The sequence below is a fragment of the Alcanivorax nanhaiticus genome (genome assembly GCF_000756665.1).
Classification (GTDB): Bacteria; Pseudomonadota; Gammaproteobacteria; order Pseudomonadales; family Alcanivoracaceae; genus Alcanivorax; species Alcanivorax nanhaiticus.
Genome location: NZ_ARXV01000013.1, coordinates 84,335 through 101,937, shown reverse-complemented (window position 1 = coordinate 101,937; position 17,603 = coordinate 84,335). Strand labels below are relative to the sequence as shown.

At 56.7% G+C, this 17,603-nt stretch carries 19 protein-coding genes; 2 read left to right on the top strand and 17 right to left on the bottom strand.

The features are described from left to right. Positions 1-95 precede the first annotated feature (95 nt). Together Y5S_RS14680 and Y5S_RS14675 are read right to left on the bottom strand one after the other, a co-directional pair. A complete protein-coding gene (locus Y5S_RS14680; protein ID WP_035233980.1) occupies positions 96-638 on the bottom strand; it encodes a DUF1285 domain-containing protein in 543 nt (180 codons plus the stop codon). After that, the gene (locus Y5S_RS14675) at positions 635-1,270 is read right to left on the bottom strand and encodes a TetR/AcrR family transcriptional regulator (RefSeq protein ID WP_035233979.1); all 636 of its coding nucleotides are present in this window, start codon (positions 1,268-1,270) and stop codon (positions 635-637) included. The genes Y5S_RS14680 and Y5S_RS14675 overlap by 4 nt, the downstream gene beginning before the upstream one ends. Positions 1,271-1,525: 255 nt before the next feature. On the opposite strand from Y5S_RS14675, the gene Y5S_RS14670 reads away from it, so the two are divergent. Next, on the top strand, positions 1,526-2,647 hold the full coding sequence (locus Y5S_RS14670) for an aminotransferase class V-fold PLP-dependent enzyme (protein ID WP_035233978.1): 1,122 nt from the start codon (positions 1,526-1,528) through the stop codon (positions 2,645-2,647). Between the two features lie 41 nt (positions 2,648-2,688). Beyond that, positions 2,689-3,540: a hypothetical protein gene (locus Y5S_RS14665; protein ID WP_035233977.1), complete on the top strand. Its 852-nt coding sequence runs from the start codon at positions 2,689-2,691 to the stop codon at positions 3,538-3,540. Here the strand turns inward: Y5S_RS14665 and Y5S_RS14660 are convergent. From Y5S_RS14660 to Y5S_RS14590, 15 genes are all read right to left on the bottom strand, one after another. Continuing rightward, positions 3,496-5,145 carry a S1 family peptidase gene (locus Y5S_RS14660; protein WP_035233976.1) on the bottom strand — a complete coding sequence of 550 codons (1,650 nt, stop codon included), beginning with the start codon at positions 5,143-5,145 and terminating at the stop codon, positions 3,496-3,498. The genes Y5S_RS14665 and Y5S_RS14660 overlap by 45 nt on opposite strands. Before the next feature lie 387 nt (positions 5,146-5,532). Further along, entirely contained in the window at positions 5,533-6,852 is a 1,320-nt protein-coding gene (gene rmuC, locus Y5S_RS14655; RefSeq protein ID WP_035233975.1) for a DNA recombination protein RmuC, read from the bottom strand. Beyond that, positions 6,849-7,640, bottom strand: coding sequence for a TatD family hydrolase (locus Y5S_RS14650; RefSeq protein WP_035233974.1), 792 nt, complete (start codon positions 7,638-7,640; stop codon positions 6,849-6,851). The genes rmuC and Y5S_RS14650 overlap by 4 nt, the downstream gene beginning before the upstream one ends. 178 nt (positions 7,641-7,818) lie before the next feature. Continuing rightward, positions 7,819-8,166 carry a PilZ domain-containing protein gene (locus Y5S_RS14645; RefSeq protein WP_035233973.1) on the bottom strand — a complete coding sequence of 116 codons (348 nt, stop codon included), beginning with the start codon at positions 8,164-8,166 and terminating at the stop codon, positions 7,819-7,821. A gap of 80 nt (positions 8,167-8,246) precedes the next feature. After that, on the bottom strand, positions 8,247-9,245 hold the full coding sequence (locus Y5S_RS14640; protein ID WP_035233972.1) for a DNA polymerase III subunit delta': 999 nt from the start codon (positions 9,243-9,245) through the stop codon (positions 8,247-8,249). Further along, the gene (gene tmk, locus Y5S_RS14635; protein ID WP_035233971.1) at positions 9,236-9,862 is read right to left on the bottom strand and encodes a dTMP kinase; all 627 of its coding nucleotides are present in this window, start codon (positions 9,860-9,862) and stop codon (positions 9,236-9,238) included. Before tmk ends, Y5S_RS14640 begins: the two co-directional genes overlap by 10 nt. Then, positions 9,859-10,917, bottom strand: coding sequence for an endolytic transglycosylase MltG (gene mltG / locus Y5S_RS14630; protein WP_035233970.1), 1,059 nt, complete (start codon positions 10,915-10,917; stop codon positions 9,859-9,861). The genes tmk and mltG overlap by 4 nt, the downstream gene beginning before the upstream one ends. A gap of 48 nt (positions 10,918-10,965) precedes the next feature. Beyond that, positions 10,966-11,778, bottom strand: coding sequence for an aminodeoxychorismate lyase (gene pabC / locus Y5S_RS14625; RefSeq protein ID WP_035233969.1), 813 nt, complete (start codon positions 11,776-11,778; stop codon positions 10,966-10,968). Positions 11,779-11,785: 7 nt separating this feature from the next. Beyond that, positions 11,786-13,024 carry a beta-ketoacyl-ACP synthase II gene (gene fabF, locus Y5S_RS14620; protein WP_081939788.1) on the bottom strand — a complete coding sequence of 413 codons (1,239 nt, stop codon included), beginning with the start codon at positions 13,022-13,024 and terminating at the stop codon, positions 11,786-11,788. Between the two features lie 350 nt (positions 13,025-13,374). After that, positions 13,375-13,608, bottom strand: coding sequence for an acyl carrier protein (acpP, locus tag Y5S_RS14615; RefSeq protein ID WP_035233967.1), 234 nt, complete (start codon positions 13,606-13,608; stop codon positions 13,375-13,377). A 187-nt stretch (positions 13,609-13,795) separates the two neighbouring features. Next, positions 13,796-14,527: a 3-oxoacyl-ACP reductase FabG gene (gene fabG, locus Y5S_RS14610; RefSeq protein WP_035233966.1), complete on the bottom strand. Its 732-nt coding sequence runs from the start codon at positions 14,525-14,527 to the stop codon at positions 13,796-13,798. 24 nt (positions 14,528-14,551) lie between these two features. Continuing rightward, positions 14,552-15,478, bottom strand: a complete 927-nt coding sequence (fabD, locus tag Y5S_RS14605) for an ACP S-malonyltransferase (protein WP_035233965.1) — start codon at positions 15,476-15,478, stop codon at positions 14,552-14,554. Between the two features lie 82 nt (positions 15,479-15,560). Further along, a complete protein-coding gene (plsX, locus tag Y5S_RS14600; RefSeq protein WP_035233964.1) occupies positions 15,561-16,589 on the bottom strand; it encodes a phosphate acyltransferase PlsX in 1,029 nt (342 codons plus the stop codon). A gap of 174 nt (positions 16,590-16,763) precedes the next feature. Next, positions 16,764-16,955, bottom strand: coding sequence for a 50S ribosomal protein L32 (gene rpmF, locus Y5S_RS14595; protein ID WP_035233963.1), 192 nt, complete (start codon positions 16,953-16,955; stop codon positions 16,764-16,766). A 33-nt stretch (positions 16,956-16,988) separates the two neighbouring features. Next, positions 16,989-17,504 (bottom strand): YceD family protein, encoded by a 516-nt coding sequence (locus tag Y5S_RS14590; protein WP_035233961.1) that lies wholly within the window; start codon positions 17,502-17,504, stop codon positions 16,989-16,991. Between the last annotated feature and the right edge of the window lie 99 nt (positions 17,505-17,603).

Sequence of the window (17,603 nt, the reverse complement as noted above, 5' to 3'; positions counted from 1 at the left end):
GGCCGCGCCCAACCAATGGACGCGGCCTCATGCGTTTAAGAGCAAACCCGCTTTATTCCGCGTTCTTTCGCTGTTAACTATTCACTGTTAACTGTTCACTCTTCCAGAGCGCCCAACTCAAACCGCTCCCCACCACTCTCAACCAGCAGCCTGCCACCCTCTTCCCTTCCCCAGTCGATCAGCTGGTAGAAAGCACTGCGGCCAATAAGGGCTTCAAGGTTCTTGCGTACAGTGATGTAGGGGGATGGTTCACCGGTTTCAGGATCAGTCGCTACCCGGATAGGGTGCTCGGCAGAGGCGACCACGTGGCTACCTACATTGGTGGTAAAGACGAGTTTGCCGTCCACCTGCTGCACTTCGCCTGCCACGAAGGGCGCATCGTCCACCTGAATCCGCAACTTCTCCACCGGTGTGATCAGGAAGAAATCTTCCCCTTCTCGCAACAGGATCGTGGAGAACAAGGCGACCATCCGTTCGCGTTCGATGGGCGAGCCTTCATAGAACCAGGTGCCATCACGGGCAATGCGCATGTCAATGTCCGCATGCCGTTGTGGCTTCCACTGCTCCACCGGCGGCAGCCCCTGCTCATCCTTGTCTGCTTTCTCAAGCAAGGAAAGCAGATCATCCGCTGAGCTCATCGCGGCCCCCGCTGGCCCTTGTTGCCCATGCGGATGCCAATCTCGATCAGGAAATCGAGGAAGTCTTCCTTGTCATCAATCAAACGCTTGTAAAACGGCGATTCCATCAGCGCCACCGCCCCATGGGCCAGCGCCCAGGCGGAACAGATGTGATAGATCGGCGGCACTGATTCCAGGGAACCTTCTTCCACCCGGGCTTCAACGATTTCGGTAAGCCTGGCGAAATTGGCTTCGCGAATGCTGTGCAGCTTTTCTACCAGCTCCGGAAGTGCATGGTCCTTGATGACCTTGTTTTCCAGACGGTCGAACAACTGATAACGCTTGGGATCGGAGATGCGGAAACGGAAATACTCCCGGACCAGCTTTTCCTTGTTGTCGGCATCGGATATCTGCTTGAAAACGTCTGCCAGATCCTCTTCGTAACGGATCATCAACAACAGGTAAATTTCGTTCTTGGTCTCGAAGTGCTTGTAGATGGTGCCCTTACCAATCCCTACACGGTCGGCAATCATCTCCACTGTTACCCGGTCTTCGCCTTCCTCCAGAAACAACTCCAGAGCAGCATCAAGAATCTGCCTTTCACGCTGACGGAACTCCTGCGCTTTGCGTGTGGCTTTTTCCAGGTCACCCATCCAAATCTCCTTGAGCACGACAGGGCTTGGGAGCCTCTGAACTGTCCTTCACATACCCCGTATGCAAGGCCATCGCAGACACTTCCCGGTCAACATCAGGATAACCCGAACCGCAGCGGTGCCAACCTTTTCAGGCCAGCCCAACACCGATCCAGTGTTATGGCGGCAATTCTAACGTATTCCCTTTTTCTGCGCATATCACTGAGGCACACTGTTTACCCATCCACCTCGTATCATTGCCAGCCAGGAGTCAGCATGGGTCTCTCAGTGTCAGATCATCCCGAATTTCCACAGCAGGACGAACTGATTTATCTGAATCATGCTGCGGTTGCTCCCTGGCCGGAACGCACCCGCCTTGCCGTTCACGCCTTCGCCGATACCAACTGCCGCATCGGTGCTCGGGATTACCCACAGTGGCTGAAGGTAGAACAACGGCTGCGACAGCGACTGGCCTGGTTGATCGGAGGCGTAGACACCGATGAAATCGCGCTGCTGAAAAACACCTCAGAAGGGCTTTCCGTCATAGCCCAGGGGCTTGACTGGCAACCCGGTGACCAGATCGTAATCAGCGATCAGGAGTTTCCCTCCAACCGCATTCCCTGGCTGGCCCTTGCAGAACAGGGCGTCGAGGTCATTGAAGTCAATCTGGATGTGGATGATCCCGAACAGGCCATCATCGACGCCCTCAACGACAAAACCCGACTGGTTTCACTTTCCGCTGTGCAATACGGTACCGGCCTGCTGATGAATATGGCGCGAATAGGCCAGGTATGCCGGGCACGGCAAATCCTGTTTTGTGTGGATGCCATCCAGATACTCGGCGCCCTGCCCTTTGATGCCCGCGAGGCCTGTGCCGACTTTGTCGTGGCCGACGGGCATAAATGGATGCTGGGCCCCGAAGGCCTGGCACTTTTTTACTGTCGCAAGGAAGTACAGCCGTCCCTGACCCTGCGTCAGCATGGCTGGCACATGATCGCCAACGCAGGGGACTACACCCGCAAAGACTGGCAGGTGGTAGATAATGCCCGTCGCTTTGAGTGCGGCAGCCCGAACATGCTCGGCATCCATGCACTGGAGGCGTCACTGTCGCTGTTACAGGAAGTGGGTATGGAGACAGTAGAAGCCGAGTTGCAGGCGCGGGTTGCGTATCTGATTGAAGGCTTGCAACAGCGTGGTGCCGACTTGCTGAGCCCGATCCAGCCAGAACAGCGGGCCGGGATTGTGACCTTTACACTGCCAGGTGAAGTTCCCGCCGATACCTTCCTCCGTCTCAAGCAACAGGGTGTGGTATGTGCAGAACGGGGTGGCGGTGTACGCTTCTCACCCCATTTCTACACGGCATTTTCGGTCATCGACCGGGCGCTGGCCCTGTTGTAAGCTGCCTCCACTCTGTAACAAATCATGGATAACGAACCAAGATGAGCAAACAGCGGGCGGTGTACGAGTGGTGCTGTCGTCAGCTCCAGCGGGATGAGAGCCACAGCGGCCAACCCAGCGCGGATCTGGACAGCCTGCGTTCAGTTATTCGTCCCTGTGATGTGCTATTGGTAGCCGGGCACAGCAGCATAGACCGGACCTTCAAGGTCATTGGCGACAGCCGTTATGCCCGTGCAGTGCTTTATGTTGGTCGTCTGCATGATGTGGCCGACCCGGCGCTACGTGCACTGCTTTCCGATTACACCCCCTGTGAACCCGATACCCAGCTGGTGATCGACGCCAGCCTCGAGCGGGGCTTGATTGTAGAACCCCTATCCGCGCTCGAAGGGCGCCAGATGCGGGTGTGCCGGGCACAGGGCTTGAGCGACAATGAAGCTCAGGATGTACTGAGATATGCCATCAGTCGCATTGGTGCTGGCGGGGGACGCTCCTGGGCCGCGCTTACTCTCATGGCACTGGTGCCCTGGCGCTGGATGCCCCTTCGCTGGCGCTCCAGCCTGTTCCGCCGTTGGGCCGGTGAACTGATCAAGGCGCTCAGCGGAACCGTTATCGCTGATGCCTTCAGTTTCGTGCAATTCCCAGTATTACCATTGGTGAAGGAAGATGGCTCCGGAGCCCGTCTGCTTCGCTTGCAACCTCGCGCGGTCACCGCAGCTGACTTTGATCACTCGCCCTACTTTGAAATCATCAAGGCGCCTTTTCAGCTCAATGCTATCCCCAAAGGGATTGATGCAGTGCCCTGGAAAGGCAATCAGGGCGCGCTGGCGCCAGAGCGCCAGCGCCACCTGTCACTGGTAGAGCCGCCTGCGAATGGCACCCCCGGCCAGAAGTAGCACCACCAGACCGGACAAAGCACCTCCGCCACCACCACCGGAACCCTCACCACCAGAGGAAGCCGTGTTGCTGCTAACCACATTACGGGCGAGCGCAGGATAGCTGGCTGCCTGGTTGTCATTGCTCGGAAAATCGCCATTGTCTGTCCACACTTTCACAGACACCAGGCCATTTCCGCTTCCCTTCAGAATCAATTGCTGTACTGCAACGGCACCCGGAACAAGATCACCAAGACCACACTGAACCAATGTCGTGCCATAACAGCTGTCTGGCACTTGGGCCTGCCAGCCGTCCGGCATCTGAAAACCGACGCGCACCCGTGAAGCGGTACGGTGGGTTGCCGCGTTTTCAACCCGTGCCGTCATTACCACGTTACCGTCGGCACGACGCTGGCTGGACACGTTAAGGACAACATCGGGCTGATCACTGAAAACCAGCTTGAAGCTCTCGGACGGCAGACTGAAGTAGTCATGTCCATCGCTGTAAGGGCGCACGCTCACATTGCCAGCCCAATCCTGCCCATCATTGCTGAAACGAAGGGTGATGGCACCCAGACCATCGCCTACATAGAGGTTCTTGCCCGCAGTGCAACGGGTCTGTTGCGTGCCTGCGGCCGTACAGTTCCAGCCCGCAACGGACACTTCCAGGCCTGCCGCGTGTCGAACCGTCAGCCCCACATTGGTGGCCATATTGACGATACTGCGGTTCACCAGGCTGGCATTCAGGGTCAGAGTTGAGCCCGGTGCCAGATAACGTTTTTCAGGCAAGCCCTGGGTCTCAAGATCCACCAACAGACCCGACGTGGCACTTTCCAGCCAGTCAAGATACTGATCAATACGGGTGTATACGGCAGGAATGCCATCGGTTGCACAGGTCTCATGTCCATAGCTGGTGATCCCCACCAGCCACTGCTGACCATCCTGACTATAGATCAGCGGCCCGCCGCTATCGCCACGGCAGGTATCCTGGGCCACAGGAGCGGGATCCATTTCCCCTGCACAGAGCTGTCCCCTCCAGAGCTCACTCCATTGGCTGGCACAATAGCCACTGGAGACATAATCCAGTTGCACCTGCTGCAAGGTATCGGAAAGCGTCTGGTCTTTGTTGCTGGTATACCCCCAGCCCAACGCAAGCAGGGACTCCTTTGGATTTGCCGCAACGGAGTCGATGACCTCAGCCTTGGCCAAATCCATGGTCTTCAGCTGGCTGGAGGACTTCAATCGCAGCAAGGCAATGTCGTTGTGGTAATTGTCAGAGCGATAGGACGGATGCACCAGAACAGCATTCACAGAATGTTGCTCAAGGGCACTGCCGAAACGATTGGTTCCACCCAGGGAAACAAACAGGATATTGGGTGACAGGGTCACGCCATCCCCGACCACGCAGTGGGCTGCGGTGACAACCCACTGCGGGGCGATCAAGGTGCCACCACACAGGGTAGACGAGTTCGCAGGATCCCCGGATCGGCTGATTTCCACCTCGGCCATCCACGGCCTGACTGCTGTTACATCCTGTCCCCCGATAATGCGGGGTTGAGCTTCTGCTGCCGATACCGTCTGAACCAGGCTCGCGTAAAAAAACAGAACCACAATCAAACGATACATAGTTAATACCTAAGGCTAGACATTGGTTACACCGAGATACTAGCCAAGGAATAAGCTTTTTACGTGTGATGTAGTTCTGATATTAAGATGATAATACGACCGTTCATCTTAATACTTTTTCATGACTGACAGGTCATGTCACTTTGACGTTTTTTGGCAGCATTTTCGTGACATTTGGCGACACAAAATAGAAATATTCACTGCCATTTTGTTTAATTCAACGAGTTGTATATAAATCAGGCTTTTTACATTTAATCAAAAGCCTTGTCAGACAGACCCATCGGTCAGCTGCAGCAGCAAGAAAGGAGAGGCCCTCCCCGGCAAGGACATCGACAGGCGCACGGGCAAACAGGGAGGCTGCCCGGAACCGGGCAGCGACAGAGCGATTCAGGATGAAGCAGGCTCATCCTCATCATCGGCTCTCGGCAATGCACGGCGAGCCTTGGCACCGAGATCCATCAGCTGGTTGGCCTGGCGCAGCAGGTTGCCCCTGCCCTGAGTGAGGCGACTATGGGTGGTTTCCCAGGCGTTGTGGGCCTTGTTTAACTTGTCACCCAGGTCTCCCAGTGATTCATCGATAAGAGAAACCTGATCACAAATTTTGCCCGCCCGGTCAGCAATATCCAGCGCATTGCGGTTCTGATACTCGTAGCGCCAGATATTCTGGATGGTGCGCAGGGTCACCAACAACGTGGTCGGGCTGACCAGCACGATGTTACGGGCGAAGGCATCGGTGTACAGGCTGGAATCCTGCTCCATGGCCACCATGAAGGCTCCTTCGATGGGAATGAACAGCAGAACAAAGTCCAGGCTCTGGATGCCTTCCAGGCCGCTGTAGTCCTTGATATCCAACCCTTTGATGTGACTTCGCAGTGAAGCCAGATGCTCTCGCAGGGCCTGCTCTCGCTCCTCCTGGCTGGAGGCTGAAGACAGACGTTCATAGGCAAGCAGTGACACTTTGGCGTCCACCACCACATCCTTGTTTTCAGGTAGACGCACAATGGCATCTGGCAGTCGACGCTGACCACTCTCATCCTTGAAGGCCACCTGGGTTTCATACTCACGGCCACGAGTCAGACCGGAGGACTCCAGCACCCGCTCAAGAATCATTTCCCCCCAGTTACCCTGGGTTTTGACCTGTCCCTTGAGGGCATCAGTCAGATTCTTGGCATCCTCATGCATTTGCTGATTCAGCCCACGCAGCTGGCTCAGTTGCTCCATCAAGGTGGCCTGGGTACGGGTTTCATCGCTGTGGATCTGATCCACTCGACGACGGAAATCATGGAGCTGCTCGCGGAACGGTTTCAGCACACCATCCAGGCCCTGATGTTGCTGCTCCTGAAGCTGCTTGCTGCGCTGCTCAAAGATCTTTGCCGAGAGATTCTCGAATTCCTGTTTGAGTAGCTCACGGCTTTTCTCGGCGAAGGCCAGTTTTTCTTCCTGACCGGCCAGACGCTCCTCCAGACGGGCTTTTTCTGCCGCCAACTGATGTGCCCGTGACTCCATCTCTCGCTGCTGCCGGGTCGCCGCTTGCAGCTGTTCGTTGAGCAACGGCAGCTGCGCCAACGGCTCGCGCAATTGGTGCTTTTCTTCTTGCCACTGCAACGCCAGATTAGCCTGACGGCGGCGCTCCAGCAGCCAGACCACAAGCGCAGCCAGCACAGCACCCGCCAGCGCCGCCAGACCCGGTATCAGGAACATATTCATCGTTGTGCCTTACTGAAAAGAGTAAAGAAATTATCTGCAGTGATTTTTCCAAGTTGCTCAACGCTCACGTCTTTCAGCTCAGCAACGCATTCGGCCACATTGGCCACAAAGCGCGGTTCATTGGGCTTGCCTCTAAAGGGCACGGGAGCCAGCCAGGGGGAATCCGTTTCGATCAACAGCTTCTCAATGGGCAGCGCCCTGACAACATCGCGCAACGATTCCGCATTGCGGAACGTGACAATACCCGAGATGGATATATAAAAACCCAGCTCAATGGCTTGCTGTGCCATGTCCAGGTCTTCCGTGAAGCAGTGCAACACACCTTTTACCTCACCACCGCCGTGCTCACGCAGCAGACTAAGCGTGTCGTCCTTGGCACCACGGGTATGCACCACCAATGGCAGTCCGGTTTCTCTTGCCGCCTGGATGTGAGCAATGAAATAGCGTTTCTGCCAATCCCGCTCTTCCTTGGCGTAGAAGTAATCCAGCCCGGTTTCACCGATGGCGATCACCTTGGGATGTGCTGCACGCTCAAGCAGTTCAGTCACCGACGGTTCGCGGGATTCCTTGTACAGCGGATGCACCCCCACACTGGCGAATACGTGAGGATATTGTTCAGCCAGCGCCTGCACATCTGGAAAGGTTTCCAGATCCACGCCGATACACAACATGTGGCTGACGCCCGCCTCCTCTGTCGCAGCCATCATGGCCGAGAAATCCCCACCATGGGCCTCCAGGTTCAGACGATCAAGGTGGCAATGAGAATCCACAAAAGTGGCTGACGACATGAAAATCTCCGGCGTTTTTTTACGGCGGCAAGTGTAACAGATTCAGAGGAGACGCTGGACGCATGACGCCAAATGCCAGACGCAAAAAAGCGGCAACCTCTGCCTGGAAATTGCCGCTTTCGGATCCGAAGCGCATCAGCGCTTTTTTGGTGTTTTTTTGCTTCTAGGGTCAGGCGTGCTACATCGTATGCGTCGGACGGTCAGACTCCAGTGAGCCAGCCAGATGGTTTTCGATGGTAACCCGAGCGGTATCATCCTGATCAGAGAATTGAACGCCAATACCCGCGCTGCGGTTACCCTGAGCGCCTTTGGGGGTGATCCATACCACTTTGCCCGCCACTGGGATCTTGTCGGCTTCATCCATGATATTGAGCAGCAGGAAGATCTCCTCGCCCAGCTTGTACTGTTTGTCCGTAGGGATGAACAATCCGCCGTTGGTGATAAAGGGCATATAAGCCGAATAAAGCACCGCCTTGTCCTTGATGGACAAGGAAAGAATCCCGCTACGTCCGCCGGGCATCTTCATAAGATTTGCCTCATGGTCGTTAATGGCCACAACGCCAGAACGGCAGCCAGTACGACTTTATTATTAAAGTTGCACCAAGATTAGTGGCCTGTCGGCGCAGCGTCAACGCCAGTCAGCACCAGTAGCCATTGCTCGTAAAGGAGTTCCTTGTTGGGATTGGCCCCGGATAGCAACGCACGCCGCCCTTCCAGCACCCGTTGCGCAGCCCGCAGCAAGCGAGCGGCCGGTACCGCAATAGCCAGCCGTTTCAGCAAGGGAGCCAGCTGCGCATCAGCACTTTCCTCGCCCGCCACCGACTGTTTCAGGCTGCGCCCCAACCAACCGTATATCACTGTCGCCATCTCGATCGGATCATGCTTGGCGAGCACTGAGGAGGCCTGGGCCGAGCTTTGCCGCCCCTCTGCCACTGATACCAGGGTTTCCAGCAAACGACTTCTGTCCGCAAACCAGTCAGCCTGCTCCAGAGCCAGCGCCTGCAAAGGTGCCCCCTGAGCAGCATCCAGCAGCGAGCCAGGATCACTGGCCTGCCCCTGTAACCATTCCAGTGCCTGCTCCCTGGGTGGCAAAGGCAGGGTGCGCTGCTGGCAACGGCTACGAATGGTCGGTAGCAGCAGCGTCGGCTGGTCACTGATCAGCATCAACAGGGTCCTGCTGCCCGGCTCTTCAAGCGTTTTCAGCAAGGCATTCTGGGCATTGCGGTTCAAGGCTTCTGCCGGTGACAGGATCGCAATACGGTAGCCATCGTACTGGGCGGTACGCGTGGCGAAACTGACCAACTGGCGAACCTGATCAATCTTGATCGCCTTGCTGCCCTCCTCCGGGCTGAGGCGATGATAATCAGGATGGGTACCTGCGGTACTCAACTGGCACCCCTGACATTTACCGCAAGGGAAGTCGCTGCCACTGTTACACAGCAGTGTCTGGGCCAGGGATTCCGCCAGCCTCAGCTTGCCGATCCCTCGCGGGCCACTGATCAGGAGAGCGTGTGGCAAACGATTCTGGCGATGCTGATCCAGTAACCGCGCCATTTCTTCCTGATGCCAGGGAAGCGGAACCTGCACGCGGGCAGCTACGGCCATGACAGCATCTCCTCAATGACGGGCTCCAGCTGCGCACGCACCTGGTCAAGAGACAGGGAAGCATCCAACACACGAAAACGTGCTGGCTGCTGATCTGCACGCTGCAGGTAACAATCCCGAATACGCTCGAAAAACGCCTTGTCTTCCTGCTCGATACGATCCAGAGCAGCACGCTTACCCGCCCGGGCCATGCCCTGCTCAACAGAAATATCAAACAGAATGGTCATATCCGGCTGGCTATCGGCGACCACCAGCTGCTCCAGGGCCGCAATGCTGGTTTGATCCAGACCTCGCCCGGCCCCCTGATAGGCCCAGGTGGCATCCACGAAACGATCGCACAACACCCATTCGCCTCTTGCCAGTGCAGGGCGGATTTTTTCAGCCAGATGCTGGGCTCGGGCAGCAAACACCAGCAGCAATTCGGTGTCGTCTGCCATGGCTTCGTCACTTGGCGCCAACAACACCTCACGAATGGACTCAGCCAAAGGCGTACCACCCGGCTCGCGGGTTAACAGTACCGTCTTGCCAGCGGCGCGCAGTTGCTCCGCCAGCCATTCCATATTGCTGCTTTTGCCTGCCCCTTCTCCCCCTTCAAGAGTAATAAAGCGTCCACTCATTGGGCTGCTCCCGGTGAAGAGCGATAACCATTGCGGCGACGCAACTGATAATCTCGCACCGCCTTTTGATGCTGGGCCAGAGTCTTGGAAAAATAATGACTGCCGTCACCTCTGGCAACAAAGTAAAGCGACTCGGTGGTTTGCGGTTTCACCGCAGCCAGAATCGCCTCCTTGCCCGGCATGGCAATAGGTGTCGGCGGCATGCCGAAGATGGTGTAGGTGTTGTAAGGGGTAGGACGCCGCAGGTCTGACCGACGAATATTGCCGTCATAGCGCTCTCCCATGCCGTAGATCACAGTAGGGTCCGTCTGCAGACGCATGCCCTTGCGCAGCCGGTTAACGAAAACCCCTGCTATCTCGCCACGCTCTTCCGGCACACCGGTTTCCTTTTCCACTATCGACGCCATAATCAGCGCCTCATAAGGCGTGTCATAGGGCAAGTCGGCATCGCGCTGGGCCCAGGCTGCATCCAGCACCTGCTGCTGGCGCTCCATAGCCCAGCCCAACAATTCGATATCGGAGGTGCCACGGGTGTAGAAATAGGTTTCCGGTGCAAACCACCCTTCGGGATGACGTTCCGGGTGACCCAGCCTGTCCATGACCTGCTCATCTGTCAGGCCTTCCAGCGTTTGCGTCAGCGTATCCTGTGCTGCCAGGCGAGCGCGCAGTTCACGAAAGTTCCAGCCCTCCACCAACGTAACGCTGCGCTGCAGCACATCGCCACGCTCCATTTTTTCGAGCAGCGCGAGCAACGAATCGCCCTTCTCGAGCTGATATTCGCCCACATGCAGGCGGCCATCCATACCCGTGAAGCTGCTGTAGAGACGCGCGCCAAGACGGCGCAGGGTGGCATTGTGGCCATCGCCCAGCACCCCATCACGCTGAAGGCTATACAGCACACGGCTCAGGCCCGCCCCTTTCTCGACAACCACAATACGGGATTCAGACACGCCCAGCGGGCGATGCAGATAACTGCTGACCCAGGCCCCGGCAACAGGAATGGCGGCAACCAGCAGAAGTACCAGCAACCCAAAGACTCGAATTTTTTTTCGCATAGCGGAATTGTAGGGCCTGTAATCAGGAAAGCTACCAGGAATCAGAGATTAGGCGGCGAACAGTGCATCCACACGCGCTTGCAACACACGCACGGAATCCGGCACAGCCCATTGCCACTGCGCCAGTTTACGCACCGGGAGCACCCCGACAACACTGTTGCTCAAAAACACCCCTTGCGCATGGCAAAGCTGTGACAGTGGCCGCAGATCGCAACTCACGGGCTCCCCCCGCGAAGCCAGATCTGCAAGCAACCAGCGACGCATCACTCCACCGACACCACAGCCCGCTGCAGCCAGATCTGGCGTCCACCATCCCTCGTCAAAACGGGCAAACAGATTCATGGCAGTAGCTTCCAGCGGCTGACGGCGACTGGATAGCAACAACCCCTCCTGCCACCCCTGGCGAGCCACTTCAGCGCGAGCCATAACCTGGGGCAGACGATTGAGATGCTTGTGGCCGGCCAACACATCAGGATAAAGCGGTTGCGAGCACAGCCCCATGACAATGCCATCCCTGCGGTCCTGCTCCTGCCAGACGGGTAAATCCGACGTTTGCCAAAGCAGATTTGGCTTGGGGTGCGCAGGAGGAAGGTAGCCGCGCCCTCCTGCTCCCCTTGTCAGCTGCAGCTTGATCACTCCGGCACCAGCAAGGGCAATGCCCGCTTGTTGCAGTGCCTGATCCACGCAGGCCGGCTCCGGCATCGGAATGCCCAGGGCGCAAGCCCCTTGCTCCAGCCGGGCCAAATGCAAGGGTAACAGCGGAATCCTTCCCTCTGCCGTTACCCGCAGCGTTTCAAACACGCCATCGCCGTAAGCAAGGCCGCGATCACGGCTGTCCAGCATGCTGGGCCAGCGGCTCATAGCTGCCTCAAGGCTTCTTGAACAACAGGGAACCGTTGGTGCCACCAAACCCGAAGGAGTTCGACAGCGCATACTCGATGTTGCGTTCCTGGGCCACGTTGGCCACCAGATTCAGATCACAGCCTTCATCCGGGTTATCCAGGTTGATGGTCGGAGGCGCAATAGAATCGCGGATGGCGAGAATGGAGAAGATGGCTTCAACCGCCCCGGCAGCACCGAGCAAATGGCCGATCATGGATTTGGTCGAGCTCATGGCAAGTGCCTTGGCATGTTCGCCAAACAAGGTCTTTACTGCTGCCACCTCGGCCACATCCCCCATCTGGGTGGAGGTGCCGTGTGCATTGATGTAATCCACCTGCTCAGGAGCGACACCGGCATTCTGCAGGGCATTGCGCATGGCCCGCATGGCACCATCCCCTCCCTCCGCTGGCGCAGTAATATGATAGGCGTCATCGCTCATGCCATAACCCACCAGTTCGGCATAGATGGTGGCACCACGGGCCTTGGCGTGCTCGTACTCTTCCAGCACCAAAGCACCTGCGCCATCGGCCAGTACAAAGCCATCACGATCCTTGTCCCAGGGACGACTCGCCGCCTGAGGATCATCATTGCGAGTGGAAAGCGCGCGAGCCGCAGAAAAACCACCCAGCCCCAGCGGCGTTGACCCTTTCTCGGCACCGCCCGCTACCATCACTTCAGCTTGCCCCAGCTGGATCTGCTGGGCAGCAAAACCAATGTTATGGGTGCCCGTGGTACACGCCGTCACCGTGGCAAAATTTGGCCCCTTCATGCCATACATAATGGCCAGATTGCCGGCGATCATGTTGATGATCGTGCCCGGCACAAAGAACGGGCTCAGTTTACGTGGGCCACTGTTCAGCATCTTGATATGGTTTTCTTCGATATTGGTCAGGCCACCGATGCCGGAGCCAATCGCAGCCCCCACCCGCTCGGCATCCACTTTCTCCATATCCAGGCCTGCATCACGTACCGCCTGGATCGCCGCAATCAGCCCGTACTGGACGAAGATATCCATCTTGCGGGCTTCTTTCGGGGAGAGGTATTCGGAAACATCAAACTCGGGAACCAGGCCGGCGAAGCGGGTTGCAAACGGTTCAGTATCGAAATGCTCGATATTACGAATGCCGCTTTTGCCGGCCTTGATGCCTTCCCAGGTGGAAGCCACATCAGCACCCAGCGGGGTCAGCATTCCCATCCCTGTAACTACAACTCGCCGTAATGTCACCCGAATTCCTCCAGTCCGTTCCAAAGTTGGAGCATTAAACGCTATTGAATGCGACAAGATTACTACAAAGCCGCCATTATCACGCCGCCATTATGTAAGCGGCTGTTAGGGCCTGCCAACACTACCAAAACAGCCCCTGCTGAATGCATTTTTTCGTCCAGTCGTGTCAGTCGATATGCCGTGTAGTCGCTCTATATAAACAGCGGCTGGCACTGCTGGGCGGAAAAAGGGATCAGCCTTTCTGGCTGCGCCCTACAAGTCAAGCAAGAAGACTACCTGAAAATCAGGCACAAAAAAGCCGCAAGTTCGTTGAACCTGCGGCCATTTTGTAAAGCGTAACAACTAACGAATTAGCTGTGGGCTTTGATGTAGTCAACAGCGGACTGAACAGTGCTGATTTTCTCAGCTTCTTCGTCCGGGATCTCGGTCTCGAATTCCTCTTCGAGAGCCATCACCAGCTCAACGGTATCCAGGGAGTCTGCACCCAGATCTTCAACGAAGGACGCTTCAGATTTTACGTCTTCCGGCTTAACACCCAGTTGTTCCACGATGATTTTTTGTACGCGTTCTTCGATGCTGCTCATGATCCTATAACTCTCCTGATTGATGGTGTGCTAGCACCTGTCAGCGGCTATTCTAGGTGAACGCCGTTTGCGCTTGCAAGCGAACTGACCCGGTGCGATTCCTTCAAGTTTTTCCAAATATTTTTCTCTGTAAAAACAGTCAATTACACTGCCCCACAGAGACCCACTCACATGCACACTTTTGGCACTAGCCGGTAAACATACCGCCATTCACGTGCAAAGTCGTGCCGGTTACATAGCCACCGCCGTCGCTGGCAAGCCAGGCAACCGCACTGGCAATCTCTTCCGGCTGCCCCAAACGCCCCAGTGGAATCCCGGACAAAAGAGACTCTTTCTGAGCATCAGGCAAGGCGTCCGTCATATCCGTCTGGATAAAACCGGGCGCCACAGAATTCACTGTGATATTGCGCGAACCCACCTCACGAGCCAGCGCACGGGTAAAACCTTCTACCCCACCCTTGGCTGCCGCGTAGTTGGCCTGGCCAGCATTCCCCATGGTGCCAACCACAGAGCTGATATTGATGATTCTGCCCCAACGCGCCTTGGTCATCCCTTTCAGGCAGCCCTTACTGACACGATAAAGGGAATTGAGGTTGGTGTTAATCACATCTTCCCACTCATCATCTTTCATTCGTAGCATGATGTTGTCACGGGTAATACCGGCGTTATTCACCAGCACCACTGGCGCACCAAACTCTTCATTAATGCTTTTCAGGGTGGTTTCAACGGATTGGCGATCGGCCACATTCAGCACCTTGCCAGCGCCATTGGCACTCAGCGCCTCACCGATAGCAGCAGCACCGCCCTCAGAGGTTGCCGTGCCCACAACAAAAAAGCCGTCTTCAATCAGTTTATTGGCAATGGCACGGCCGATACCGCGGCTAGCGCCGGTTACCAGTGCCACTTTCTTATCAGACATTCTGTTTTCTCCTGACAGAATCGTTTACAGACCCAGCGCCTTTTCAAACGCATCACCGCTCTCCAGCGGACTGGCAGCCATGCCCCGATCAATTCGCTTGATCAGACCACATAGCACCTTGCCGGGGCCACATTCATAAACACTGGTCACGCCCTCGGCACCCAGCGCCTGGATGGTTTCCACCCAACGCACAGGTGAATACAGCTGCCGCACCAGCGCATCACGGATTTGTTCCGGTGCGGTTTCTGCCACCACGTCCACATTGTTGATGACCGGGATTTCAGCCGCATGAAAATTAGTGGCGTTGAGGTTTTCTGCAAGCTGGTCTGCCGCAGGTTTCATCAGAGCACAATGAGATGGCACGCTGACTGGCAGTGGCATGGCGCGCTTGGCCCCTGCCTCTTTGCAGGCAGCAATGGCACGCTCGACTGCATCCGCGGCACCGGCAATCACCACCTGTCCAGGTGCATTGAAATTCACCGCTTCCACCACAGAGCCCTCAGCAGCCCTGGCACAGGCCTCACGCACTTGCTCATCGTCGAGGCCCAGTACCGCCGCCATCTTGCCCTCGCCTTCGGCAACGGCTTGCTGCATCAGCTGGCCACGGGTCCGTACCAGACGTACCGCATCTCCCAGATTGATCACACCCGCGCAGCTCAGTGCGGTGTATTCGCCCAGGCTGTGGCCAGCCAGAAAGTGCGGACGTGGCCCGCCGCTTTGCTCCCACAAACGCCACAGTGCCACACCGGCAGTGAGCAGCAACGGCTGGGTATTTTCCGTCTGGTTCATCAACTCCTGGGGACCTTCCTGACTCATGGCCCAGAGATCCAGACCCAGGGCACCGGAGGCTTCCTGAAAGGTCTGCTTGACCGCAGGGCGATCAGCAAAGTCCGCCAGCATTCCCAATGACTGGGAACCCTGACCGGGGAAAATAAAGGCAGTTTTGGACATGTCTTATCCTCGTTTCACGCGCCGCAGTATGCCCGGTTTGCCCTGTACTGTCCGGGTAATGCTGCAACAAAGTATTGCCACATCAGGCCCCAGTGTCTGGCGCCGCCTCGGGCGCCAGGGCATCACGAATCAGCGCCGGCACATTTCGCCGCGCTTCCAGCTCCGCCACCTCAAGGGCACTGATAAAACCTTCCACACTGGTGCCACCGTGGCTTTTCACCACTACGCCTCTCAAACCGACCAGGCTGGCACCGTTATAACGGTCTGGATCCATGCGTTTCTTCAATCCGCTCAACACCGGCAGTGCCAGCAGACCACTGAGCTTGCGCAGCCAGGATTGCCCTATCTCTTCACGGATCATATTGCCGATCATCTTGGCAACGCCTTCCATGGTTTTCAGTGACACATTGCCAACAAAGCCGTCACAGACCACCACGTCCGCCTCACCAGCAAAGATGCCATTGCCTTCCACGAAGCCAACATAATTCATGTCGGCAGTTGCCCGCAGCAAGGCGGCCGCTTCCTTGATCTGCTCATTACCCTTGATGTCTTCTTCACCAATATTGAGCAGCGCTACCCGCGGATGGCGCTCACCATCCACCGCCCGCACCAACGCCTGCCCCATCAGAGCAAACTGCACCAAATGTGCTGGCTCGGAATCCACATTGGCACCCAGATCAAGCATGTGACAGTGCCCGGCGGAGGTAGGAATCGCGGTGCAGATGGCGGGACGATCAACTCCTGGCAGGGTTTTCAGAACGAAACGGCTAACCGCCATCAAGGCACCGGTATTACCGGCACTGACAGCCGCCTGGGCCTTGCCTTCCTTGACCTGGTTGATAGCCACTCGCATGGAGGAATCTTTCTTCTGACGCAATGCCACGGCCACCGGATCATCCATGGCTACCACTTCGGCAGCAGGCTGAACGGTAATACGGGCATGGTCCTGCAGACCTTGCTTCCTGAGCGCCTCAGCCAACGGCTCCGGCTGCCCGACAAGAATGATATTGAGATGATCATGGCGGGAAAGCATCCGCGCCACCGCGGGCACGGTCACGGACAAACCGTGGTCGCCCCCCATGGCGTCAACCGCCAACGTCACAACCGACATGGGCTGCTTCCTTAAAATGCGATTATTGATTTTGAGGCCGACATTCTGACAAAAAATACAGCGGGAAACAGGTTCCCTTGTATCCGCTTACAAAAAATCCTCCCGAAGGAGGATTTCTGTGGCCTGGCAGGCCAAAGCAAAACGGGAGCAGAAGCTCCCGTTTGCATGAAGATGTTACTCTTCGTCGTCAGTCTCAACCTGACGAATCACCTGACGGCCGCGGTACATGCCATCCGGGGAGATGTGGTGACGACGATGCACTTCACCAGTGTTGGAATCTTCGGTCAGCGCAGCAGAAGTCAGCGCATCGTGAGAACGGCGCATGCCGCGCTTGGAACGGGTTTTACGGTTCTGTTGAACAGCCATTTCGAGCTCCTCGGGCGTTAAATCAGCCTGAATTTACTTGCCTTGACCCTTTAACTGGGCCAGCACGGCAAAAGGATTATCCGCGTTTTCCTGTTTCTCAGGTTCACCGCTGTCATGCGGTAAAGCTGTCGGGCAAGGGTCATGCAGTGCCACCAACGGCATGGCCAGCAGCAGTTCCTCTTCGAGCAAATCGGTGAGAACCATGGGTTCATCATCAATCAGCCAGGGGTCCAGTCGCTCCGGCAGCGCCTTGGCCTGCTCCTCGTTCCAGACAAGTGCCACATCGATCGTGGCCTTGATGTCACAAGTTACCGGCTCCAGGCAGCGCTGACATGGCAGCACCAGTCGCGTGCTAACCTCGCCCTCAATACGCCGATGCCCCTCTTCGTCACGGCCGAACGCCAGCGATATTGCTACCGGCTGGTCCAGACTCTCCTCGTAATCCTGCAGGCGCGGCAGGTCGCGGACAGTAAGCTGGCCTTCAACGACGCGACCCTGATCCGCGTATTTACGGGGGTCGAGGAACTGTGGCAGTTGCCCTGAAAACATAAGCGCGCAATTCTAGGGCTGAGAAGCCCTTCTGTCAAAGTTAATGTAAGCGGTTAACCCACTGAAGAATAAAGACTTTTCCTAAAACACGAAAAACTC